Origin of the sequence: Megasphaera sp. UBA4382 (genome assembly GCF_002391155.1) — a bacterium.
GTDB classification, from domain to species: Bacteria; Bacillota; Negativicutes; order Veillonellales; family Megasphaeraceae; genus Megasphaera; species Megasphaera hexanoica.
Window position 1 is genome coordinate 21,025 of record NZ_DGRS01000013.1, and the last position, 24,184, is coordinate 45,208.

A 24,184-nucleotide genomic window follows, 5' to 3' on the forward strand; every position below is an offset into this window, starting at 1 on the left:
TCGTTCAATTCTGAAATGATAATAGACACTTAGGACGCCTTCCGGCGCCCTAAGTATATCATTATTCCCATTATAAAATCAATAGTTAATTTCAAAAACGAGAATGATGAATCGCATTCGTATTATACCCCCAGTCCGGCAAAGAGTGCCAGATGATAGGTAATAAAACCACCAATATAAGCAAATACGAGGCACATGCCATCGACGGCGAGGAGCATTTTCCAGGAACCGGTTTCACGTTTGATGACGGCCATTGCTGCAACGCAGGGCATGTACAGCAGGCAAAATACCATCAATGAGAGGGCTACGGCCGGATTGAAGTCCGGGTCGTCTCTCAGGTAAGCGACGATGCCCGATTCATGCGTATCATCACCACCGACGCTGTAAATCGTACCCAGTGTCGAAACCATAACTTCCTTGGCAGCCGTGCAGGCAATAAGGCCTACGCCGATTTTCCAGTCAAAGCCAAGGGGCTGGATAACCGGTTCGACGAAATGGCCGATGCGGGCCGCATAGGACTGTTCCAGTTTTTCGGCATTCTGCTGGTCTTCGAGTTTGGCTGTTGCATCATCGGCTTCTGCTTTGGCATCAAACAAAGGCAGAGCCTGTGCAAATACAGTCGGGTTCTGTTCCTGGAGATCGGCAAAGCTGTCTGGGTATTTACCCATGAACAGCGTATTTTCTGCTTCTTCCGAATTCTTGACCTGATCTTCAACAGAACTCAGAGCCGCAGCCGGATTCAGGGAGTTACCTGTATCCGCTTCGTCTTCGTCGGCTTCATCGGCTGCTTCGTCAGCTGCTGCTACCATGGCTTCATACATATCGTTCAATTCAGCATTATCTTCTATGTCAGAAAGGCCATACCCGGTCAGGATGCTGGCTTGAGTTTCTTCCATCTGGGCCGTTACGGCTTCTTTGGCCGCATCGTAATCCTGGCTGTATTCTACATCCATCGGATAGGCCGTGAGGAACCATACCAGAATGGAAGCGCCAAGAATGAATGTACCGGCTTTTTTGAGGTACAATACGGTGCGTTCCCACATATGGGTCAGAACGCCTTTGAGCGTCGGGATATGATAAGGCGGCAATTCCATGACAAACGGTTCCTGTTCGCCCTTAAACGCTGTATGGCGGAGTACCAGCGCGACGCATACGGAAACGATAATCCCCAGCAGATATATGCCGAAGAGGACCGTACCGCCGTGGCCGGAAGCACCGAAGAAAGCCGCAATCAAAAGTGTATACACAGGCAGGCGGGCACCACAGCTCATAAAGGGGCAGGCCATAATGGTGACCAGACGGTCTTTTTCATTGTCCAGTGTACGGGCGGCCATAATACCAGGAACGTTGCAGCCAAAGCCAAGGATCATCGGTATGAACGATTTCCCATGGAGGCCCAGGGCACGCATAGCCCGGTCAATAAGGAAAGCTGCACGGGCCATATATCCCGTGTCTTCCAGCAGACTGATGAATAAATACAACAGTACAATAAGCGGTACAAACGAAAGTACAGAACCGACACCGCCAATGACGCCATCAACGACGAGGGAACGAAGCTGTTCGTCTTCAATCACATCATTGCACCAGTCGCCGAGCATGCCAAAGCCTGTATCCAGCCAGTCCTGAGGATATGCGCCAAGATTGATGACGACAACGAACATGAGCCACATGAGGCCGAGGAAAATAGGAATGCCCAGGAAGCGGTTTGTCAGGACACTATCGATTTTATCCGACAGGGAGTCCGTCGTACCTGGTTTAATAACGGCATTATTATAGGCCTGTACAGCAAAACGGTGGCGGTATTCAGCAAAGCAGAATTCCAGATCTACTTTATTCTTCAGGGAATCCCGCAGCGTATGGGCCATGGCCAGAATGCCTTCCGTTCCATCGATGGCCTTTACCTTGCTGACGACATCACTGTCATTTTCCAAAAGTTTGATTGCCAGCCAGCGTACAGGATACTGGATAATGCCTGTCTTCTGGATCATATCTTCCAGGCTGGTGATGGCTGGTTCCAAGTCGGGGCCGTAATCGACGTTTGCGTTCTTTACCGTTTCTTCTTTCTGGGCTACATTCATGACGGCTTGCAATAATTCCTGGGTCCCTTTATTTTTACTGCCTACGAGAGGAACCACTGTAGCTCCCAGCTGTTCACCCAGTTTTTTCAAATCGATCTGGGCACCCATGCGTTCGGCAATATCCATCATGTTCAGACCGATGACGACAGGCCGCCCCAATTCAATGATTTGGGCTGCCAGATACAGATTCCGTTCCAGGTTAGAAGCGTCCAAGACGTTTACGATGATGTCCGGTTTTTCATTAATAATAACATTTCTTGCAACGACTTCATCCAGAGAACGGGCTGTCAAGCTGTACGTACCGGGAAGATCGACGAACAAAAGGCTATGATTGTCATAATTGCAACGGCCTTCCTTCTTTTCTACCGTAACGCCGGGGTAATTGCCGACATGCTGTTTTGCACCCGTAATATTATTAAAAATTGTCGTCTTTCCGCAGTTCGGATTGCCGGCGAGGGCAACCTTGATAGTTCCTGCATTATCCATGACTACTAATGACCTCCTCCGACAGCTACACTGATCATAGCTGCTTCATTCTTTCTCAGTGCCAGCGCGGTCCCTTTGACCTTGACTTCAACGGGGTCGCCCAAAGGCGCAACTTTTACTACTGTGATATGGGATCCCTTGACGACGCCCATATCAACGAGACGATGCTGAATATTCCCATGTCCTTTCAGTGCTTCTACTACACCGCTGGCACCGGGTTTCATATCCGCCAGTTTGACAATGTTCATGATCTGACACCTCCTTTACCACTGTCCATTGCCCATATTACAGGCCCGGACGGCGGATGCCGTTCAGGCCTGTAATGGAGATTTACAATGCACATCGCTCAGCACGAGCCTGTAATATAGACTTTAAAGCGCTTGAACTGCTCGTATGGGAACGAACGACTTCTACGTTCTTGCGCTGAGCTTCCTTCACAGCACAATGTACCATTCTATGGGACACGGTACTCGTAAACAGTACTACCAGATCGGGCGAACCGATTTTTGATTTGAAATCGCTCGGTACCTGGGTAAATACTTTTGCCTTATAATCAAACTTTTTACAAATACTTTTGTACTGGCAAACCATACAATCATTTCCACCTACAATGACAACACTCATTTACATCGCTTCCCTTCTCAGGCTCCGTAAATAATACTCACACATCCTCTCTTTATTGATAATATTATTCATTACGATATATAGTATATAAAATCACGTACTGGTTGTCAATACTTGTTTTCATTTTCATAAATTTATTAAGCAATCTATCTATAATTTCCCTTATATAGGCCTAATTTTATAACATATTATGTAATAATGATAATATAATTGATAATTAATATAAATAAAAAGCGAAAGATATCGTAACAATATGTTACATATGATACCTTTCGCTTTTTTATTTCGTACTATATCATGAATCTATTTCTAATATCTTTGAAAATTAAAATCGTTTCACACCTCGTGCCGGCCCCAGGATGCGGACACTGTTCATGACGACTGCGAGTGTAGCCGTATTGTGAATCACAGCGGCCCAAAGCGGACTGATCCTTCCCAGAGCCCCCAGCAGCATAGCTGCCGAGTTGACGACAATGGTCGCCGTAAAGTTCTGATTAATGATTTTCATCGTTTTGCGGCCAATGACCAGGGCATCATACAATTTGGACGGATCTTCCGAACGGATAGTAATGGCTGCCGATTCTGCAGCGATATCCGTCTTATTGCCACCCAGGCTGACACCGATATCAGCAAATGCAAGGGCCGGCGCATCATTAATCCCATCGCCAACCATCATGACGTTCCCCCGTTTCTGAAGCTTCATGACATAATTTGCCTTGTCTTCCGGCAGGATTTCTGCATGGTAGGAATCAATATCCATATCGCGTGCTACTTCTGCAGCCACTTCTTTCGAATCGCCAGTCAGCATAACGACTTCATCGATGCCAAGACGGCGCATCTGATTCAGCGTCTTCTTCATAGCTGGCCGTACCGGATCCTGAATGGCCATGAAACCAATAAATACCCCATCACGTGCTACATAGAGAAGGCTCTTGCCAACGGTCTTTCCCATAGCTTCCGGCAGGCCCGTGACACCTTCTTCGTTCATGAAACGACGGCTGCCGACGAGAATCGTGCCGCCTTTATACGTTTCAAAGTCAGGCACGACGGCACGCATTCCCCGTGCCACAATCGTTTCCGATGTATCATGGGACGGCGTCGTCCATTTATGATTTTTGACGTATTTCTGGATGGCGACAGCCAGTGGATGAACTGAATGCATTTCCGCTGAAGCAGCCAGGAGGATCATTTCTTTTTCATCGACGCCAGGTGCCGTCTGAATCTGCTGTACCTGCGGAACCCCCATCGTAATGGTGCCGGTCTTATCGAGAACAATAGTATCGATATCAGCAAGATTTTCGATGTAGTTGCCGCCTTTGATCAGAATACCCTTGCGGGCAGCCACACCAATAGCCGCAGAGATAGCCGTAGCCGTAGAAAGCTTCAGGCCGCAGGAAAAATCAATGAACAACAGGTTCAAAACACGCTGCCAGTCTTTGGTCGCACCATAGACGATTGCCGCACCGATGAATGAAATAGGTACCAGCATATTTGCCATCTTATCGGCAAAGTTCTGTACCGGAGCACGTCTCGTCTGAGCTTCTTCTACGAGATGGATAATCTGGGCCAGGGATGTATCATTGCCAACCTTTTCTACATGAATGACCAGACTTCCCGCTTCAATGACACTGCCCGCGTAGACGAAAGAGCCCTTCTGCTTGATTGCCGGATTCGATTCGCCGGTAATGGAGGCCTGGTTTACCGCGGCATTGCCACTTACGACACGCCCGTCAACACATATCTTTTCGCCGAGGTGAACTGCGATGTGATCACCTGGTTTTAACGATTCTACGGGGACTTTCTTTTCTTTTCCCTGTTCGATAAGCCATACATCACGCTGATCCAGCCGTAACAAGCCTGAAATCTGTTTACGCGCCCGTTCTGCCGCATATTCTGTCAGCATTTCTGCTCCATTGGATAAGGCCAGAAGAGTCAGGCTGGATTCAGGTTTTCCTGCCAGAACCGATGCAACGACAGCCGTCGCCGTCAGTGTATCGGCATTGGCCTGATGCTGCTGGACGACACCGAGAACACCGTTTTTAATGAACCGGCGGGCAATGAACAGGGTAAAGAGCCGGCGGAACAAAAGAATGCTATCGTAAAATGCCGGATTGGTTTTGCACAGGATATTCATGGCAATAAATCCACCAACAGACAGGATTGCTTCCCGTTTATAGGAAGCAATATCCAAATCTTTTCGTTCTTCCCGTTTTGCACCATACGTTTTTTCAAAGCTGTACAGCAAAGGCAGAGCCGAGCGGGGATCAAACGGCCGTCTATAATACAGAGTAACCAGCCGGCCGTCAGTCGAGGCCGCTACGACACCTCGCAGCTGGCGCAGCCGCACTCCCAGCAGAGGACGGATCCGGGCAGGGATTTCTGCATGGAGCCGTAACTTGGTACACATATACATAACAATCACTTTCCTCTCAAAAGGCTGTACGCCCACCATAAGAGCTGCGGACCAGACGCCCGTTCATTCATCGCGATAGTCCGGCGCAGTCCCCGTATAATGAATATGAGGGAAACCAGCGCTTTCAAGTCAAGCAGATGACCTGTACTGTCCGATACTCCCTGATTGAACATACGGCAGACATCAGCAGCGGTATGACGGAAGTCTGATTCGACTTTCTGTTCCATCGTTTTAGCTTCGTCCAGTTCTTTCATCAGCTCTTCCCCCGGTAAGGGAACAGAAAAAACCTGTTCACTCAACACCTTTTCGACCGTATCGAGCGTTTTTTCATCCCCCAGGAGGAGGATACTGCCCGTTCGGGGATTGATTTCAACACGGCGGATGCCCGACATTTTATACAGACATTGTGCCAGGAGGCCGGCCAGGGCCTGATTGCGTACGAGGCTTCTGGCATAATAACGGCGTCGTCCCGGACTTTGGGATGCCCGGCTAAAAAACGGTAAAACAGGAACAGGCCGGGAATCTGGTATAGTGTTGTGGGCGACGCCTGAATGGCCAGAGTTACTAAAAAATTGGTGAATCGACTTACCAATAGAGGCACCAATCATGAATCCTGATACATAAGACACGTTGTTATCTCCTTTCTATGCGCTTGACGACGTATTGTTCCACTTTCGCCAATTCGTGATTTGTCCGGAGCAGGCCAGGCTGATATTTGATTAATACGGAACCGGTCACCATATTGACTTCAACCGAATCTATTTCATGATAGCTGGAAATATACGCATATACCTGCCGGCACAATCCGGCATTACCTATCAAACGCTTGCTGTAGAGCCGGATACGGCCTGGAATATAAGAAGATATTTGTACAGACCGCATAATAATATCCCATTTTGAAAATGGCAGCATATTCTGTTTACCTTTCACAAATTCTGATATCACAAGAAAAAGAGACTGTCCCAGGAGGGCGAGACAGTCTCTTTTCTTCTGATTATTTAGCCTGTGCTGCTTCCTGTGCGGCAATCATATCTTCGAGTTCTTCTTTTTGACGCTGTAATTCAGCAACAGGAACTGTAGCCGATGCTGCTGTAGCAGCCGGCTGCTGCAGAGCCAGTAGCTGCTGTTCTCTTTCGACCATCAGTTTATATCCGAAAATACCTGCCAGTACACCCACGCCTAAGCCAATCCAAAAATCCTGATTCTGAAACATACGGGACATCTCCTTTTTATCCGGCTCCGTCCTTCATCAGAAGTACGAAGCTTCTGTTGTGAAATTGATAACTTTTTACATTGACTATTATATATGAAATCGGTAATCACTGTCAATATTGTGATATTATGTTTTTAAATTTTTTGAACGCCCTTGATATACATGTATTTTATCGCCTTGTCTTCGGAGATACGTTTATGTGCCTTATTATGCATTATATAATTTTAGATTTATTTATCAATATCTTCTAGCTTGAAGGTTTTATATGAACCTTAATAAATACCTGCCCAGTTTACTGAATCCAGTTTACTGAATAATATTATTATAATAAAAATATCATCTTGACATCTGCCATCAGACAGCGTATGCTAATAGCATAAAACAAATGAAGATATGTTCATATGTTTAAATGTTAGAAATGAAGTTTATATACTATACTAATCAAAGAAGGTGCTTGAAGATGGAAAAAGTATTTATTTTAAAGGGGCTGGATTGCCCGAACTGCTCCGCTAAGATTGAAAAAGAGGTAGGCGAATTGGAAGGCATTACTTCCTCTACGGTAAATCTCATGAAACAGACTCTGACGATTACGCTGGATGAGGACCGGGCCCGTACGATAACTCCCATCATCGAATCAATCGTACATACACACGAACCTGATGTAGAGGTGCAGGAACAGTCAGAAGCATCTCCGGGCTGCAGTGAGGAGAATGAAAATACGCGAAACCGCATCATCCGCCTGGCCGCCGGCGCCATCCTGTATGCCATCATCATGGTCCTTCATTCCTTTTACTCTTTTACCGGTATGACTTACCTGGCAGGACTCATAGCCGCCTATTTTATCCTGGGCTATGACGTTCTCTGGCAGGCATTGCGCAATATCACCCATGGCCGGATTTTCGATGAACATTTCCTCATGAGCATTTCCACCATCGGAGCCTTTGGCATCGGCGAATATCCGGAAGCGGTTGCCGTCATGCTGTTCTACCAGATTGGCGAATGGTTCCAGGACCTAGCTGTAGACCGGTCCCGCCATTCCATTGCCGGGCTCATGGATATCCGCCCCGACGTTGCCCACATCAGGCAGGACGGCAAAGAAATCACCGTAGCTCCTGATACCATCGCCATCGGTTCGACGATCATCGTTCATCCGGGAGAACGGATTCCTCTGGACGGCCAGGTAACGAGTGGCAGTTCTCTCCTCGATACGAGAGCTCTTACAGGAGAATCTGTACCCCGCCGCGTTCATAGTGGAGACACTGCCCTGTCCGGATGTATTGCCAAAGATGGAGTCATCGAAATCAAAGTCAGCCGTACTTTTGGGGAATCGACGGCCAGCAAAATCATTGACCTCGTACAGAATGCTGCCAGTCGCAAAGCGCCAACGGAACGGTTCATTACCCGGTTCTGCCGGTATTACACGCCGTTCGTCGTTTTCAGTGCGCTGCTCCTCGGTCTGGTCCCTCCCCTCTTCTTCGGTGGTCTCTGGGCCGACTGGCTGATCCGTTCCTTTATATTCCTCGTCATTTCCTGCCCCTGCGCCTTAGTCATCTCTATTCCTCTCACCTTTTTCAGTGGCATTGGTGCGGCTTCCCGCAAGGGCATTCTGGTCAAAGGCAGCAATTATCTGGAAGCCCTGACCCAGCTCGGTACGGTTGTTTTCGATAAGACTGGCACACTCACCAAAGGCGTATTCCGCGTCACGGCAATCGATTCCACTGACAATTTTTCCAAAGACACGGTCCTTCATCTTGCAGCACTGGCGGAATCTCAATCCCGCCATCCCATTGCCCAGTCTATCCGCCAGGCCTGGAAAAATCCGATTGATACGACGACTTTATCAGATTATCAGGAATTATCCGGTCTGGGAATCTGCGTCGTCTACAGAGGAAAAAAAATTCTGGCCGGCAATGAAACGCTGCTCCATCAAAAGCACATTACGTTTACTCCCAGTCCGGCAGCTGGAACCAAAGTGTACATCGCCTATGGCGGATCGTACGCCGGATGTCTGCATATCACCGACGAAATCAAAGAAGACAGCCGGCAGGCTATCCAGGGACTCAAAGATGCCGGCGTCTCCCAGACGGTTATGCTTACAGGAGATGCAGAAGACATTGGCCGGACCGTTTCCCAAAAACTGGGACTGGATACCTATTATGCCCAACTGCTGCCACAAGATAAAGTAGATCGGCTGGAAGAGCTGGATGCCCACAAGCAGATTGGAAAGAAATTAGCCTTTGTCGGCGACGGCATCAATGATGCGCCCGTACTTGCCAGAGCGGATGTAGGCATTGCCATGGGCGGTCTCGGATCCGACGCAGCTATTGAAGCGGCCGATGTCGTCCTCATGACCGATGAACCCTCCAAGCTGGTGACAGCTATCCGCGTAGCAAGAGCAACTAAAGGCATTGCCTGGCAGAATATCGTCCTGGCACTGGGCATCAAGGGATTGCTCCTCATTCTGGGCGCGCTGGGTATGGCCACTATGTGGGAAGCCGTATTTGGCGACGTAGGCGTCATGATTCTGGCAGTACTCAATTCCATGAGAGCCCTGCGGGCATAAATAACACATTGAAGCACAAAATACGGAGCTGGATCCTGACGAGTTCGTTTCAGGAGCCAGCTCCGTATTAATACGTACAGCTACAGGCCGGCAGACAGCCGGCCTGTAATCGTTTATCCGGCAGGGAACCCTTTGCGGCGGGCGTGGGATGCCGCATAGCGGATATAAGGTCGAAGCGGTTCCGATGCCGCTCCTTTTTCCGGATCATACACGATCAGCAGAGAACCGGTCCGGGAATTCATGTCCAGATGACCAATTTGACGAAAGGCTTCTAATGTTTCCCACAAAACCTTCTTGTATCCTTCCTGTCCTTTTAGTTCCCGGATATACAGGCGTATGCGTCCCGGTATGTAAAAAACGACTTCTCCATGTCCGGGAAAGGGGTTTCTTACACAGGGCAGTCTGTCCAATACATCTGGCCGCGGCAACACCGGTTTTCTGACCGGCAGAACCGGTTTACAGGCCCATGCCCCAAGCATCGCTTTCCGGTTCTGAAATGCGTGAATTAGTGAAAGACCTGTCAGTGCCATACCAAAGGCAATATGTGCCTGTTTGGATCCGGCAACAAGGGATCCAATCGTACCGGCAAGAGAAATGGTCAGAGGCAGTCCCAATGATATCCGTTTCATCGTATCCCTCCTTGCTGGCCTTTATGCCAGCTAGCAAAATAACCGGTGCAGCCAGGCTGACACCGGTTATATAGACTAAAATATTACTGCTGCGCTTCCTGTGCGGCAATCATGTCTTCCAAAGCTTCTTTCTGACGCTGCAGTTCTTCCAGGGACGGTGTACCAGCGGCTGCCGGTGCCGGCTGCTGCAGGGCAAGAAGCTGCTGCTGTCTCTGCTGCATGAGCTTATACCCAAAGATACCTGCTACGACGCCAATACCTAAGCCAATCCAAAAATTCGTATTTTGAAACATAAAAATCCTCTCCTAACTACAGATACAACATATAAAAATAACAGGAATACACAAATCCCCTTATCTTCTTTATTATAGTCACGCAAGTAAATGAATGTCAATAACAAAATACGTCTTATTTTTTCATAAATCTTTTTGTTGTTGTTTTATATATTTATTAATTTATATATTTAAATATTTATTATAGCGGATTTTTATAGTTAAATTTGCATAATTATCATTTGTTGTTGAATAGTATACACAGTGTAAAAATATATTTTATGTTAAATTAAATAAATGATTATCATAAACATTTATTTAATGCAGTAGACAGACGCTCCGATCTCTGCGTATAATCTGCCTCTAGTTTATGGATATATATATCAAAATAAAGCCCGCATCTGATTGATTTATATGTTTGTTTGTGATAATTAATATCGTAAAATTATTTTTTTTGCGGCTTTAATCCACATTATATCATGTTATTTTGATATTTTGTCTCAAATAACTATTGACATCGGTTATCATAATTGGTATAGTAACTATGGCAGAAAAATACAGGAAGGAGGACTGACATGAACATCGATCATTTACTTGTCACATACTGCGCGCCGACACTGGCCCGTCTGAAAATGGGTGCACTGCTCTGTCTTCACCGGGAAGGTACGGCGGAAGAATATGAAACTATCATCACACAGTATAACCGGCAATATAATAGTAAAGGGCTATATTTCCGTATACTCTATCAGTGCCCTCAGCGGACGCTGTTATACATTTTTCGTCCAGAAATGGTAGAAGCCTATACACGGAAACCTTATATTGCCCGATTTCTCCAATCATTTGGATATCATCCGTACAGCAGCATATCTCAACTTTTAGATCATCTCTCCCAGCGCTTCCAGGAAGACGGCTGTTTTCCACACGAATCAGGAATATTCCTGGGGTACCCTCTCGCCGATGTGTTGGGGTTCATTACAAACAAAGGCAATCATGCCAAGCTGTGCGGTGAATGGAAAGTATATGGCGATGTTCGTCAGGCCGCCGCCTTATTTCATGCCTATACGTGCTGCCGCAAAGATTATATGGACCGCTTTGCCATCGGCACGACATTAGAAAAGCTCATCGTAGCATAAGGAGGACTCAATTATGGTAGAAATCGCATATTGGAGTGGTACAGGAAACACAGAAGCTATGGCACAGGAAATCGCCGCCGCTGTTAAAGCCGCCGGTGCTGATGTAGAAAGTGTCCTGATGGAAGATACGACCCCCGATGCTGTCGCCCAGCATGACGTCATTCTCCTGGGGTGCCCTGCTATGGGTTCAGAAGAATTGGAAGACAGTGTGGTCGAACCATTTTTTACGGCCATCGCTCCTAAATTAAATGGTAAAAAAGTAGGCCTCTTCGGTTCTTATGGCTGGGGAACCGGCGAATGGATGGACACATGGAAACAGCGCGCCCAGGACGCCGGCGCTGTCGTATTTGGTACGGCTATCGTCAATGAAACACCCGATAATTCAGAAGAATGCGCTGCTCTCGGCAAAGCAGCAGCCGCTCAATAACAAGATTCACCGGGCCGACTCCTTTTTTTCTCATATAGAAACGGGACTGACACAGAATACGATTCTGCATCAGTCCCGTTTTTATCAGCGCAAGAAAAGGTCTTTGACTTCTATATCGGGATGATGATACTGGTCTTCCCGGGAAATAGCGTGTCCATGAACCAGGATACCTCCCGATGGACACCAATGGGCACAGGCCATGCACGATACACACTGATCACCTGCACGGGCTTTCCCATTCTTTATAGTGATATTATGCATAGGGCAAAGACGCTCACATATCCCGCACCCGGTACAGGCCTCTATATCCACGCTTATGGCAAAGCGCCGTTTTCCCATGTGCCGGACAAGCTGCATGGCCATAAGCGATCCCGTCAGAGAGCGCTTTACTTCGTCCGTATTGACCGTTCTGGCCCGTACGGCTGTAGCAATAGATACTAATTTTTTCCGGGCTGTTTCAAGACGGCTCAAATCATACGTCACGCCCTTTTTCCATGTAGCTGTACTATTGGCAATCATAGGCACTGCCCGCCCATACGACAGGTGGCAGCGTTTCCGTTCCAGAATTTCCTGCAGATTGTACAAGGCATTGCCGGGTGTACTGCCACAAGTAGCTACCGCATAAAAATAGGTCGAAGGTGCAAACCGTGTATATTCTGCAAATTCCCGTACGGGATCAGGCAGATCACCAAAATAAACGGGAAATACGAAACCGATGACTTTATCCTGAATTCCCCTGCACGTGCCACAGTGAGCCGTCAGATCTACCACATGAACAGCCGTATCCCCCGTCTCTCTGGCCAAAAACCGCGCAGCGCTCAACGAATTACCTGTGCCGGAAAAATAAAGTATCATTTTCCTTCACCTCATTACATTTGATTTTGTCACGTTCTGTTTTAGTGTTACTTTTTCTTAACTATAGTATCACTATAACACATATGAATACAAAATTCCATATATTTTAATACATATGGTCATGTAATCGTGGTGATTACCATGATTTTTTTATTTTTCTGCTCCGTTTTTCATGCGGCGGCAGGGTCCGGATACGCAGCTTCATTGCTGATGGATTATCGTATTGACAATATCCCTGATTTCCGGCAACCGCTCCCGCAGCCGTTCCAGGACGGCGTCGGTTTCATTGCAACCTACCCCCAATAGTTCCAGTGCCGTACGCAGACAGATTTCGCTGTACCGGCCGGCATCGACGGAAGTGGAAAAGCCGAACTGGATGACATAACTCCGCATAGCCCCCTTAATCAGGAGGGACCGGAGAAATACGTCCTCGCGGGAAAGAGTCAGGCTGTCACCGAAAATCTGTATGGTCATTTCCGTCAGATGATTCGTTATTTTTTCAAAAATGACCGGTGAGGTATAGCCTTCATAATACGTTTCCCGTACCAGTTCATTCATGCGTACTGCTTCAAATTCGACCTGACACAGGGCCGCGTAACGGAAAGCTGACGATTCATCATGAAAATGCTCACCAATGAGATAATTACATTGGCAGAACAAAGATAATACAAGAGACTGAAAAATATCTTCCTTATTCTTAAAAAAATAATAAATACTGCCCGTCAATACGCCTGACTCTTCAACAATCTGACGGATGGTCGTCTTCTTATATCCCTGATGGACAAATAAGTCCTTTGCCGTCGCCAGGATGCGCTGCCGCACGCCACTCATATTCTCTTTATTTTTTTTCGTCATTCTCACCGCCTTGAACGTGTTCAATATTACAAATATAGTGTAAAATGAAACAGGAAAGTTGTCAAGAAAAAAACCGCACAAAAAAATGTGCGGTTTAAATCTGCAATTTGTATCCAGCATGCAATTAACGTTTGCTGAACTGGGAAGCTTTACGAGCTTTCTTAAGACCATATTTACGGCGTTCTTTTTCACGCGGATCACGTGTAAGAAGACCAGCCTTTTTGAGGGGTTGACGGAAATCAGCATCGACTTCGAGAAGTGCGCGGCTGATACCGTGACGGATAGCGCCAGCCTGACCGGACGGGCCACCACCCTTAACGTCAGCGATGACATCATACTGTTCGGTAACACCGGTCAGTACGAGAGGCTGCTTAATAACGAGTTCCAGCGTTTTACGGCCAAAATATTCGGTCAATCCTTTTTTGTTTACTGTGATATTACCCTGACCCGGAACCAGACGAACTCTGGCAACGGAGGTTTTTCTACGGCCAGTGCCGTAGTACTGTGCTACTGCCATGAAATCTTCCTCCCGGTTATATTAACGAATGTTCAACTTTAATTCTTCTGGCTGCTGTGCCTGATGCGGATGTTCAGCACCAGCATATACGTTCAGTTTGCGATACATCTGTTCGCCCAGCTTGTTCTTCGGCAGCATGCCGCGAACAGCCATTTCAACAACGCGTTCCGGACGTTTTTCAAGCATGTGGCCTGCCTGTGTAAACGAAGAACCACCGGGATAGCCGGAATGACGGAAATACGTCTTCTGAATGAGTTTTTTACCTGTGAGTTTTACTTTTGCTGCGTTTACAACGATTACATAATCGCCTGTATCTACATGCGGGGTAAATGTCGGTTTATGTTTTCCCCGAAGAACTTTTGCGACTTCGGCAGCAAGACGACCTAATGTCTGACCTTCAGCGTCAACAACATACCATTTACGTTCAATGTTGCTGGCGTTGGCCATAAATGTAGTTTTCATGCTGTATAATCCTCCCTGAATAACTATCTTAAGCCTAAGCTTTAGGATCTTTTTCTCCGGGGCTGGTGGAGTCCAAGTGAAAAGCTTACCTATATATATTACCCGTCCCGGCAGTCTTTGTCAAGCTATTTTTCTGACAATTTCTATTTGACAATCTGGTATAAGCATGTTAGAATGAGCCCATCAACTTGATAGTGTTGCTAAGACGAGAAGAGTATGCAGCAGGGACTGTCACAGAGAGCTCCTGTCCGGTGCAATGGAGCACAGAAAGCGCTGCAGAAGATGGACTCTGAGCAGGCGTGCCGAATAGTCAGGCCGTCCGGTTGTACCCGTTATCGTACTATGGTATTGAGGGCCTTAGGGCCTGCGTACCTGAAGAGGCTGTTTTCGTGAGGAAACAGTGAAATTGGGTGGTATCACGGTGCTTCCGTCCCTTACTGGGGCGGAAGCTTTTTTTGCGTAGTGCCGGCAACCGTCAAGTAACTACAACGTACATCAAAAGAAAAGAGGAATCGTATCATGCCAATCAAAATCATTGACGGATTATCAGCAAAAGAAAAATTACACGAAGAAGGAATCGCCACTATCGACCGCCGCAAGGCACTACACCAGGACATCCGTCCCCTGCGCATCCTGATTCTGAACCTCATGCCGCTCAAAAAAATTACAGAACTCCAGTATCTCCGCCTCCTCGGCGACTCGCCCCTGCAGATAGAAGTCGATTTCTGTCACACGGTTACCCATATCAGCAGCAATACTGATGCATCCTACCTCGATGCCAACTATCGCACGTACGACGAAATCAAAGACACCTACTATGACGGATTCATTATCACCGGCGCTCCCGTAGAAACACTGCCTTTTGAAGAAGTAGATTATTGGCCGGAATTAGTAAAATACCTGGACTGGTCCCGTGCCCATGTCTACTCTACTCTGTCGTTCTGCTGGGGTGCCCAAGCTGCACTGTATCACTTCTACCATATCAAAAAGCAGCTCCTGCCCCAGAAGCTGTTCGGCATTTATGAATATCAGCTTACACTTCGCCACCATCCTCTGCTGCGTGGATTCGATGACCGTTATTTTATTCCCCAGTCACGTCATACGGCTATCGATGATGTCGCCGTCTACAATACACCAGAACTGGAAATCCTTTCACGCAATGCCAAAAACGGCATCAATATCATCGGCACGCCGGACAACCGCCAGTTCTTTATTCTCGGCCATTTCGAATATGACCGGGATACACTGGCCAAGGAATATACACGCGACAAGAATAAAGGCCTTCCCATCGCTCCGCCGGCCAATTATTATCCCAATAATGATGACCGCAAGACGCCGGCCTTTACCTGGTGCAGCTATGCCCATATCTTCTATCATAACTGGCTCAACCTGGTCTACCAGGAAACACCGTATATACCGGAAGAAATCGGCCATGTCGCCTGCGCTCACTAACAACTAAAATGGACTGTAACGAAAACGGGCGATATTCCCATTACGTTACAGTCCATTTTTTATCAGTGGAATCGTTTCCTATTGTCCGTTATTTCGTACCAAAAATACGGTCACCGGCATCGCCCAGACCGGGAAGGATGTAGCAGTTTTCGTTCAGGCGGTCATCGAGTGCCGCTGCATAAATCTTTACATCGGGATGTTCACGGTTCAGGCACTGTACCCCTTCAGGAGCTGCGACCAGGCAGATGAACTTGATATTCTTGATTCCCCGCTGCTTGAGCAGCGTAATAGCCGCCGAAGCACTGCCGCCTGTAGCAAGCATGGGATCGACGATAATGAAATCACGGCCTTCGATATCAGGCATCTTGCAATAATATTCGACCGGCTTCTTCGTTTCCGGATCGCGGTACAGTCCGATATGACCTACCTTTGCCATTGGCATGAGATTAAGCATGCCCTGAACCATTCCCAGGCCGGCGCGCAGGATAGGGACAATGACCAGCTTCTTGCCGCTGATCTGCTTGCCCGTCATTTCCTGCAGCGGCGTTTCAATTTCTATGTCTTCCAGGGGAAGGTCTCTGGTGATTTCATAGGCCATGAGCATGGTAATTTCTTCCAGCAATTCCCGGAAATCTTTGGAATCTGTTTCTTTTTTCCGCATCAGCGTCACTTTGTGCTGAATCAGCGGGTGATTTAATACTTCGATCTGCATGTGGTATATTCCTTTCTTTATGACATATAGCTGCCTTGCGGCTTATTTATCCATTTCCTTAATCATGTTGACACGGACTTCATGACGGCCGCCATCAAAGCCCGTAGAAAGGAAAATGCGGACGATTTCTCTGGCAAGGCCCGGACCGATGACCCGGCCGCCCATAGTGAGAATATTGGCATCATTGTGGCGGCGGCAGTATTCGGCAGAGAACATATCGTGGCACAAAGCAGCCCGGATGCCATGGACCTTGTTGGCAGCAATACCGATACCAATACCGGTACCGCAGACGAGGATACCTCTGTCAAATGTACCATCGGCAACGGCTTCAGCTACCTTTTTGGCAATGACCGGATAGTCACACCGTTCCGGCGTATGTGTACCATAATCAGTGTAGGCAATTCCCTGTTCGTCCAAGTATTGTTTGATGTTTTCCTTCAAATCGAAACCACCGTGGTCTGCACCAATTACTAATTTCATAGACTATTTCCTCCTGTACATAAACAAAATAAACACCGATGCGACAGACACCTTTGCTTTTCTTATTTATTATACTCTGACAGGACAGAAAAATAAAGCGTTCTTCCTTAAACGGAACGGACATCTCCGCCGGCAGATTTCTTCATGCGGTTCATAATAGCCATTCCCAGGCCTTCTTCATCGGTACCTTCAGCCAGGATATGATCTACATGGACACTGTCAAAGAACAAAAGGCCCGTATACAGCTGGGCTGCCAGGGCTGCCTTGTCATCATGGTCTCCCCAGATGTACATGGCATCTTTGGGAAATGCTTCAGCCGTCTGCCGGCTCACCAAAAAACCGACTTTCTTTCCTTCGGCCGTAAGTCCCAGCGCCTGTTGTTCCATAGCCTGCCGTACGTGTTCTACAGAGCCTACGTAAACCGTTACCGGAGCTGACGGCGCATAATGGCGGTACTTCATCCCTGGTGCCTTAGGTACGCCTTTCCCTGTAATGATGTGACGGTCTACATCGACCTTTCCTTTTCCCACGACTTCTTCCAGCATCGGCAGGGTCACTCCGCCGGGACGAAGAATTGTAACCGTATCATCATCGTGGCATTCGACAATAGTCGATTCGACACCGATATGACAGGGACCTCCATCGATGATCATATCGACCCGTCCATCCATATCGTGGGCGACTTCTTCGGCTGTCGTCGGGCTGGGCCGGCCCGACCGGTTGGCGCTGGGAGCCGCGACAGGTACACCGGCCGCCTTGAGGAACGCATGGGCAATATCATGGTCCGGGCAACGTAAAGCGACGGTATCCAGTCCTCCCGTGGCGGCATCGGGCACACAGGATTTACGTGGGAAGATAATGGTGAGAGGCCCCGGCCAGAACGCATCGAGCAGCTTCTGAGCCGTCGGCGAAACGTACGCGGCAACCTCATGAGCTGCCTCCTGGTCCGGAACGGTCAGGATGAGCGGGTTGTCGCTGGGACGCCCTTTGGCGGCGTAAATACTGCGGCAACAGTCGGCATTGAGGCCATTTGCTCCGATACCATAGACCGTTTCTGTCGGGAATACGACGATACCGCCATCCCGGATGATGCGGCCAGCTTCTTCCAATATATCCTTGTCTTTTTCTACGTCCGTTATGCGGACTATTTTTGTCTGTTTCACACTGATCTACTCTTTTCGCTGGAATACGACGACCCGTTCGATGCCGCCGTAATCCTTTACTATTTTTTGTAATACGAAATGACCTGACGCCGTAAGAATCGAGGCAACATCCCGGCTCTGTCCGGCCCCACATTCGACGGCACAAAACCCGTCTACTTTCACATACGGCACGGCATCCCGGGCTATACGGCGGTAATAGTCAAGCCCGTCTTTGCCTCCAAACAAGGCCTGCCGGGGATCATGGCGCACCTCCGGCTGCAAATGGTTCATATCATCTGCCGTCAGATAAGGGGGATTGGATACGACCCAGTCATAGACAGACGGCGGTACCGATGCAAACAGATCGCTTACCTGCCAGCTTACCCTGTCTGAAAGCCCCAGCCGTTCCCCATTTTTCCGGGCAACAGCCAGCGCCTTTTCTGAAATATCGACACCCAGCCCCTGGCACTGCGGCCTTTCGTGGAGCAGACTCAACAAGATGGCCCCGCTTCCCGTGCCTATGTCGAGGATCCGTGCCTCCGCTTCCGGTTCCAGCTGCTCCCATACGGTTTCGACGAGCATTTCTGTTTCCGGGCGGGGAATCAGCACGTTTTCATTGACCAGGAAATCCAGACCCATAAAAGACCTTTCTCCCAAAATATGTGCCACAGACAACCGGTCAGCCCGTTTTTTGACCAATTCCCGGTACGTGGCCAGTTCTTCTGTTGTCATCGGTTCATCATAGTGGGCATAGAGATAAATCCGTTCCTTCTTCAATACGTGAGAAAGGAGGATTTCCGCATCCAGCCGTGGCGAATCAATGCCCTTCGATGCAAAAAACTGCGTCGTCCAGGTGAGAAGTGCCCCTATGGTCCACAACTTACTCATTTTCTGATTCTTCTTTCATCAGTTCTGCCCGGTGCGCTTCCGCCAAAGCCTGAATGAATTCATCCAGGTCTCCGTTGAGGACGTTTTCCAGCTTGTACAACGTCAGATTGATGCGGTGATCCGTTACCCGCCCCTGCGGGAAATTATATGTCCGGATCCGTTCGCTCCGGTCGCCCGTACCGACCTGGCTGCGCCGTGCTTCCGTCACTTCTGCATCGGCTTCCTGCTGGGCTTTGTCCAACAGGCGCGCCTTCAGTACGCGCATGGCCTTGGCCCGGTTTTCCAGCTGGGACCGTTCGTCCTGGCATTCGACAACAATTCCCGTCGGCATATGGGTCATGCGGACAGCCGAACTCGTCTTATTGACGTGCTGACCGCCGGCCCCGCTGGATCGGAAATAATCGACGCGGACATCATCCATATTCAGATCGACTTCCACATCTTCCGCTTCCGGCAGTACGGCTACCGTAGCGGTAGACGTATGAATGCGGCCGCCGGCTTCCGTAACAGGTACACGCTGCACACGGTGTACACCTGATTCGTATTTCAGTTTGCCATATACGCCATGGCCTTCAACGGAAAAAATAACTTCTTTGAAACCGCCCAGTTCAGGAGCATTGGAACTGATGATACTCGCCTTCCAGCCAGGCTGTTTTTCGATGTATTTCATATACATGCGGAACAAATCTCCCGCAAACAGGGCTGCTTCGTCACCGCCGGCTCCGCCACGGATTTCCATGATGACGTTTTTATCGTCCCGCGGGTCTTTAGGCAGCATGAGGACATGCAGCTCTTCTTCCAGTCCGGCCTGCTTCTTTTCCAAATCCGCTACTTCCTCTTTGGCCATGGCGATGATTTCGGCATCACTTTCCGGATCTTTCAATAATTCCCGGTCGTCCCGGATTTGTTCCGTCACCTGTTTGTACTGACGGTATGCCTCTACTATCGGGGACAGCGACGCATGTTCCCGTGTCAGCTTCTGCCATTCTTCCTGGCGGGCAATGACCGACGGGTCACTGATGCGTTGTTCCAGATCCATAAATTTATTTTCAACAGCCTGCACTTTATCAATAAACACGTAAATTCCTCTCTTTCGTTACCACATCCCGGAGTTACGCCGATTCGACACGGGATGCATCCTCATTTCCGGGTTTTACTGGCGTAATCGTTACGGTGGCAGTTTCACCATCCGGCGTTTCCGTATGATCTTCCGGCTTGGCAGCATTCATCGCTTCAATAGCCACTTCAATCTGATCCGCATGAGGTTCCCGCGTCGTCAGATACTGGAGATACAGGCCCGGCTTAAAAATTGCCTGGACAAGCGGATTTTCCGTCCGCGCGGCTATGCGGATCATTTCATAACTGATACCAGCCACGACAGGCATTAAAAGAATCCGTGATACCACCCGTTCGGCCAGATTCGGCCACCCCAGGAAGGCAAAGACAAAAATAGAGACGACCATGACGATGAGCAGAAAATTAGTACCGCAGCGCGGATGAAGACGGCTGTGTTTTTTGACATTATCAACGGTCAGTTCTTCTCCTGCTTCGTAGGTCCAGATAGTTTTATGTTCAGCGCCGTGATATTCATAGACACGGCGGATATCGCTCGTAAGGGAAATGCCCCATATATACAATAAGAAGATAAGCAGCCGTAATACGCCTTCCACAATGTTCAGGCGGACGGCGCTGTCCATGACACCCGGTATGAATTTGGCGCCATACGTCGGAATGAGGAGAAAAATGACAATGGCCAATACAATCGAAAAAGCCATCGTTGCCATCATCTGCGGGCGGGACAGTTCCTCTTCTTCTTCGCCGGCAGCCTGGGCAGAATAGGACAGGCATTTCATGCCATATACCAGAGATTCATACAAGGCAATCGTACCGCGCAGCAGGGGTTTCTTCAAAATCGGGTACCGTTCACACAATGAATGTACTTCATCTTTTTTGACCGTAATCTGGCCGGACGGCGTCCGCACTGCCGTAGCAATATATTTCGGCCCCCGCATCATGACCCCCTCTATGACAGCCTGGCCTCCTACATACGTAGTGGGTTTATTCAAAAGGCACACCCCATTTCCACACAAACAAATAGAGCAGAGCATTTCTGCTCTGCTGCACACTTGTACTGCTTATTTACTAGCTTTTTTACCATAACGTTTATTGAACTGTTCGATACGGCCACGAGCCTGCTGGGCACGCTGCTGGCCCGTAAAGAACGGATGGCATTTAGAGCAAATTTCAACACGCAGTTCCGGTTTAGTTGAACCTGTTTCGAATGTATTACCACAAGCACACGTTACTTTGGCGTTGCTGTAGTATTTCGGATGAATTCCTTCTTTCAAAATTTACACCTCTTCTCATCTATCATACAAAACCTATGCTAGACTAGTTTAGCATAAAGGCCCGGGAAATGCAAGGGAAAATATCCGTTATTCCCATAGAATTATTCTGCATCCTCCGGTTTCAAAAGGGGAAGCGGTGCCAGATAAATGATATCTTCCCGTTTTGCCGCATCCCCTTCGGCCAGGATAGCCGCCTGTCCGGCAATATGAGCCCCGGCTTTTTCAGCCAGCGCCTTCAGAGCTTTCATCGATCCGCCCGTGCTGATGACATCATCGACGAGGAGGACCTTTTTACCGCGCATGAGCGCCACGTCAGCAGCCGAAAGGTACAGGCGCTGTTTGCCTGCTGTCGTTATGGATTCATCTTCTACCCAGATGGGATCATCCATATATGCTTTAACCGATTTCCGGGCCACGACATATTGTTTCATGCCGCTCAGACGCGCCATTTCATGGGCCAGGGGAATTCCCTTTGTTTCGGCAGTCATGATGACGTCTGTATCGGCAGGCATTTTTTTAACCAGTTCCCTTGCCGTAGCCGATACGATATCTACATCTCCCAGGATAACAAAACCGGCAATAGCCAGGTCGTCATTTAATTTGATGATGGGAAGCTGCCGTGTACAGCCGGCTACGTGCAATTCATAATAGTTCTTTGCCATATTACACACCTCATTTTTAGAGTTCTTATATTTTCATTATACCCTTTCTTCATTCTGGTGGCCAGAGCGATTCCGCCAGATTACCCGTTCACTGTAAATCGGACGGTGCATCGCTGCGGATGAAACCATTGGAACAGCGCATATCGTACAATGCTTCAATAAAGCTGTCCATATAAGGCAGGAACTGCTGCCGGTGAATCATATGGAGCACCTCGTCGCAGGCAGCATAGCGGGCAGCCCGGACTTCTGCATCCTGCAGGTGCAGGGACGACAAGGGAACATCGGCTATGACGACATAAATATCGTCAAACCCGTGATGGAACCGGAGCCGCATGAGCGGTGCCTGCCCGGTAAGATCAACAGGAAGTCCTATCTCCTCGCGCACCTCCCTCATGGCCGCTGCCTGGCTCGATTCACCACTGTGTACATGCCCAGCAACAGTCAGATCCCAGCATCCATCCAGCGGATCTCCCGGCTTCCGCCGCTGCTGGATGAGAAGACGCCCGGCATGATCGAAAATACAGACGTGGACAATGAGGAAGTATTCCCCGTCAGACAGTGTATCTTCCTGGCTGCGGTCGATAGTCCTTCCCGTAGACACGCCACGGTAGTCATAAATATCCAGACGTTCCATTTTATCCCTTCTCTTCTTTCAAAAATTGCCGTAACAGGCGGCGCAGTAATACCGACGGTTTTTCATCCGCTTCTTCACAATAGCGCTGCAGAGACTGCCAATCCGCATCGTCGAGATACGTATCGACTTTATGCCGCTTCTGCTTTGTTTCCTCTATCCGTGTCCTGCGCCTGAGGCGGGGTGGTTCTTCAGGAAAGAAATCCTGTATTTTCCGCCGTTTTGGTATTTCCTCAAACTCCATAAGCTGTTCCTCCCAGCGTTTCTAATGTATTTAATACGACCTTTACCCGTTCATATTCCTCGTCGAGGCGGCATATGTCTTCATGGCCGGTTTCATAATCGGCTTCCAGTTTCTCACCACTGCGGATATTGGATTCCTTTTCCTCTTCCAGACAATCTTCCAGAACGACGACATACTCACAAAGCTCATCACAGATATCGAGTATCCGGTTGCAATAGCCCTTATAGTCTTTCTGCAGGTCATACCAGTCCTCTTCCAGACGGTCTTCCCAGTCTTCCAGCTCTTCCCGGTGCTGTTCCAGATGATGACCGCGGCGGCTGAAATCAAAGACAGGCTTGCGCCCCCACAGGCCGGAATGTTCGTACTCTTCTTCGTCCTTCATGAACTGCCGGCGTTCCCGGGACAGGTCTGCCCGTTCCGTAAAGTAAGACCGGCATCGTTCCCGCCAGTCCAGCCAGAAAGATTCGGCTTTTTGTGCTGACTCTTCATATCCGGCCAAGGTATGGGCAAAGCTGACAGCGTCATCCAGTTTGGCAAACACGGGCTGCCACGTCGTAAAATTACGGATACCCTTCAGGAGGCGCTGGTAAAAATCCTCCGTTTCCGTCATATCATCCAGGGGCACATACTTCCTGCCGGCCCAGTCGCGGTCATATTCATTTTCCCTGTCCCGGACATACGACACAGCCTCTTTAAGGGCCTTTCGGACACTGTCCAGAGCGAGATTGCGCTTTTCTATTTTCTTCCGGGTACTCTCATGGTTTTCAAAATACGAGGCTTTCGCCTGCCGGGCTGTCCGTACCATATACAGATGACGTTCTATACTGTCACAAATAATAGGAATCTGCGTATAAATAAAGCTAATCTTATCGGCTTCAGCCAACGACCCTCCATAAGACAAATTCCATAAGGATTTCGCATCAGCCTCAAAGTGGGGAGACACTACCAATTCAGACGCACTGTTCCGTAATACCGTCAGCAGGCGGTCGTATTCAGGCAGGCCATCGGCCGGTTCAGCCGTATACGCCCGTATGTCATCCAGAACATGATCTGTATCCGGACGTGCCTTCTGGGTTAAACCGGTCTTTACTTTTCCTA

The 24,184-nt window shown here is 48.6% G+C and carries 28 protein-coding genes and 1 other annotated feature; of the genes, 4 read left to right on the forward strand and 24 right to left on the reverse strand.

Translation table 11 applies throughout. From position 1 onward, the window contains the following. Positions 1 to 122: 122 nt before the first annotated feature. The 7 genes from feoB to B4H10_RS00875 form a co-directional block, all read right to left on the reverse strand. A complete protein-coding gene (gene feoB, locus B4H10_RS00845; protein ID WP_075581140.1) occupies positions 123 to 2,564 on the reverse strand; it encodes a ferrous iron transport protein B in 2,442 nt (813 codons plus the stop codon). A 5-nt stretch (positions 2,565 to 2,569) separates the two neighbouring features. Further along, positions 2,570 to 2,812, reverse strand: coding sequence for a FeoA family protein (locus B4H10_RS00850; RefSeq protein ID WP_292018011.1), 243 nt, complete (start codon positions 2,810 to 2,812; stop codon positions 2,570 to 2,572). An 82-nt stretch (positions 2,813 to 2,894) separates the two neighbouring features. After that, positions 2,895 to 3,188, reverse strand: a complete 294-nt coding sequence (locus B4H10_RS00855; protein WP_059075987.1) for a DUF2325 domain-containing protein — start codon at positions 3,186 to 3,188, stop codon at positions 2,895 to 2,897. Between the two features lie 325 nt (positions 3,189 to 3,513). Next, positions 3,514 to 5,601, reverse strand: a complete 2,088-nt coding sequence (locus B4H10_RS00860; protein WP_292018012.1) for a heavy metal translocating P-type ATPase — start codon at positions 5,599 to 5,601, stop codon at positions 3,514 to 3,516. Positions 5,602 to 5,606: 5 nt separating this feature from the next. Beyond that, on the reverse strand, positions 5,607 to 6,230 hold the full coding sequence (locus tag B4H10_RS00865) for an HMA2 domain-containing protein (RefSeq protein ID WP_075581143.1): 624 nt from the start codon (positions 6,228 to 6,230) through the stop codon (positions 5,607 to 5,609). Between the two features lie 4 nt (positions 6,231 to 6,234). Further along, positions 6,235 to 6,483, reverse strand: a complete 249-nt coding sequence (locus B4H10_RS00870) for an HMA2 domain-containing protein (RefSeq protein WP_234995438.1) — start codon at positions 6,481 to 6,483, stop codon at positions 6,235 to 6,237. A gap of 112 nt (positions 6,484 to 6,595) precedes the next feature. Then, the gene (locus B4H10_RS00875; protein ID WP_059075984.1) at positions 6,596 to 6,814 is read right to left on the reverse strand and encodes a hypothetical protein; all 219 of its coding nucleotides are present in this window, start codon (positions 6,812 to 6,814) and stop codon (positions 6,596 to 6,598) included. 460 nt (positions 6,815 to 7,274) lie between these two features. Here B4H10_RS00875 and B4H10_RS00880 point away from each other — a divergent pair, with 460 nt between their 5' ends. Further along, a complete protein-coding gene (locus B4H10_RS00880) occupies positions 7,275 to 9,377 on the forward strand; it encodes a heavy metal translocating P-type ATPase (RefSeq protein ID WP_292018013.1) in 2,103 nt (700 codons plus the stop codon). Positions 9,378 to 9,490: 113 nt separating this feature from the next. Here the strand turns inward: B4H10_RS00880 and B4H10_RS00885 are convergent, their stop codons facing one another. Both B4H10_RS00885 and B4H10_RS00890 read right to left on the reverse strand, forming a co-directional pair. After that, on the reverse strand, positions 9,491 to 10,006 hold the full coding sequence (locus tag B4H10_RS00885) for an HMA2 domain-containing protein (protein ID WP_292018014.1): 516 nt from the start codon (positions 10,004 to 10,006) through the stop codon (positions 9,491 to 9,493). Between the two features lie 83 nt (positions 10,007 to 10,089). Then, positions 10,090 to 10,299 carry a hypothetical protein gene (locus tag B4H10_RS00890; RefSeq protein WP_059075980.1) on the reverse strand — a complete coding sequence of 70 codons (210 nt, stop codon included), beginning with the start codon at positions 10,297 to 10,299 and terminating at the stop codon, positions 10,090 to 10,092. Positions 10,300 to 10,853: 554 nt separating this feature from the next. On the opposite strand from B4H10_RS00890, the gene B4H10_RS00895 reads away from it, so the two are divergent. Together B4H10_RS00895 and B4H10_RS00900 are read left to right on the forward strand one after the other, a co-directional pair. Continuing rightward, on the forward strand, positions 10,854 to 11,411 hold the full coding sequence (locus B4H10_RS00895; RefSeq protein WP_292018015.1) for a DUF3793 family protein: 558 nt from the start codon (positions 10,854 to 10,856) through the stop codon (positions 11,409 to 11,411). Between the two features lie 13 nt (positions 11,412 to 11,424). After that, a complete protein-coding gene (locus B4H10_RS00900; RefSeq protein ID WP_059075978.1) occupies positions 11,425 to 11,838 on the forward strand; it encodes a flavodoxin in 414 nt (137 codons plus the stop codon). An 84-nt stretch (positions 11,839 to 11,922) separates the two neighbouring features. On the opposite strand, the gene B4H10_RS00905 is transcribed toward B4H10_RS00900, so the two are convergent. The 4 genes from B4H10_RS00905 to rplM form a co-directional block, all read right to left on the reverse strand. Then, complete coding sequence (locus tag B4H10_RS00905) at positions 11,923 to 12,693, reverse strand: EFR1 family ferrodoxin (RefSeq protein WP_113855756.1); 771 nt, start codon at positions 12,691 to 12,693, stop codon at positions 11,923 to 11,925. Positions 12,694 to 12,894: 201 nt separating this feature from the next. Then, entirely contained in the window at positions 12,895 to 13,548 is a 654-nt protein-coding gene (locus B4H10_RS00910) for a TetR/AcrR family transcriptional regulator (protein WP_113855755.1), read from the reverse strand. A gap of 124 nt (positions 13,549 to 13,672) precedes the next feature. Next, a complete protein-coding gene (rpsI, locus tag B4H10_RS00915; RefSeq protein ID WP_059075974.1) occupies positions 13,673 to 14,065 on the reverse strand; it encodes a 30S ribosomal protein S9 in 393 nt (130 codons plus the stop codon). 21 nt (positions 14,066 to 14,086) lie between these two features. After that, positions 14,087 to 14,527: a 50S ribosomal protein L13 gene (gene rplM / locus B4H10_RS00920; protein WP_059075973.1), complete on the reverse strand. Its 441-nt coding sequence runs from the start codon at positions 14,525 to 14,527 to the stop codon at positions 14,087 to 14,089. A 193-nt stretch (positions 14,528 to 14,720) separates the two neighbouring features. Next, positions 14,721 to 14,965: a binding site (T-box leader), on the forward strand. An 81-nt stretch (positions 14,966 to 15,046) separates the two neighbouring features. Between rplM and B4H10_RS00925 the strand changes: the two genes are divergently transcribed. After that, positions 15,047 to 15,979, forward strand: a complete 933-nt coding sequence (locus tag B4H10_RS00925) for a homoserine O-succinyltransferase (RefSeq protein ID WP_292018016.1) — start codon at positions 15,047 to 15,049, stop codon at positions 15,977 to 15,979. A gap of 88 nt (positions 15,980 to 16,067) precedes the next feature. Here B4H10_RS00925 and upp read toward each other — a convergent pair whose 3' ends face one another. The 11 genes from upp to B4H10_RS00980 all read right to left on the reverse strand — a co-directional run. Further along, complete coding sequence (gene upp, locus B4H10_RS00930) at positions 16,068 to 16,691, reverse strand: uracil phosphoribosyltransferase (protein ID WP_292018017.1); 624 nt, start codon at positions 16,689 to 16,691, stop codon at positions 16,068 to 16,070. Positions 16,692 to 16,733: 42 nt separating this feature from the next. After that, positions 16,734 to 17,171: a ribose 5-phosphate isomerase B gene (rpiB, locus tag B4H10_RS00935; protein WP_059075970.1), complete on the reverse strand. Its 438-nt coding sequence runs from the start codon at positions 17,169 to 17,171 to the stop codon at positions 16,734 to 16,736. 107 nt (positions 17,172 to 17,278) lie between these two features. Beyond that, positions 17,279 to 18,334: an L-threonylcarbamoyladenylate synthase gene (locus tag B4H10_RS00940; protein ID WP_292018018.1), complete on the reverse strand. Its 1,056-nt coding sequence runs from the start codon at positions 18,332 to 18,334 to the stop codon at positions 17,279 to 17,281. A gap of 6 nt (positions 18,335 to 18,340) precedes the next feature. Beyond that, the gene (gene prmC / locus B4H10_RS00945; protein WP_059075968.1) at positions 18,341 to 19,201 is read right to left on the reverse strand and encodes a peptide chain release factor N(5)-glutamine methyltransferase; all 861 of its coding nucleotides are present in this window, start codon (positions 19,199 to 19,201) and stop codon (positions 18,341 to 18,343) included. Further along, on the reverse strand, positions 19,194 to 20,279 hold the full coding sequence (prfA, locus tag B4H10_RS00950; RefSeq protein WP_059075967.1) for a peptide chain release factor 1: 1,086 nt from the start codon (positions 20,277 to 20,279) through the stop codon (positions 19,194 to 19,196). Before prfA ends, prmC begins: the two co-directional genes overlap by 8 nt. A gap of 34 nt (positions 20,280 to 20,313) precedes the next feature. Then, a complete protein-coding gene (locus B4H10_RS00955) occupies positions 20,314 to 21,267 on the reverse strand; it encodes a DUF1385 domain-containing protein (protein WP_083237035.1) in 954 nt (317 codons plus the stop codon). Between the two features lie 69 nt (positions 21,268 to 21,336). After that, complete coding sequence (gene rpmE, locus B4H10_RS00960) at positions 21,337 to 21,549, reverse strand: 50S ribosomal protein L31 (protein WP_059075966.1); 213 nt, start codon at positions 21,547 to 21,549, stop codon at positions 21,337 to 21,339. Between the two features lie 101 nt (positions 21,550 to 21,650). After that, positions 21,651 to 22,211, reverse strand: a complete 561-nt coding sequence (locus tag B4H10_RS00965; protein WP_059075965.1) for a phosphoribosyltransferase family protein — start codon at positions 22,209 to 22,211, stop codon at positions 21,651 to 21,653. An 88-nt stretch (positions 22,212 to 22,299) separates the two neighbouring features. Continuing rightward, positions 22,300 to 22,845, reverse strand: a complete 546-nt coding sequence (locus tag B4H10_RS00970; RefSeq protein ID WP_059075964.1) for an NUDIX hydrolase — start codon at positions 22,843 to 22,845, stop codon at positions 22,300 to 22,302. A 1-nt stretch (position 22,846) separates the two neighbouring features. Further along, the gene (locus tag B4H10_RS00975) at positions 22,847 to 23,086 is read right to left on the reverse strand and encodes a hypothetical protein (protein WP_292018019.1); all 240 of its coding nucleotides are present in this window, start codon (positions 23,084 to 23,086) and stop codon (positions 22,847 to 22,849) included. Beyond that, the coding region (locus B4H10_RS00980) for a hypothetical protein (protein ID WP_292018020.1) at positions 23,076 to 24,184 on the reverse strand (1,109 nt) is incomplete at its 5' end. The genes B4H10_RS00980 and B4H10_RS00975, both read right to left, overlap by 11 nt.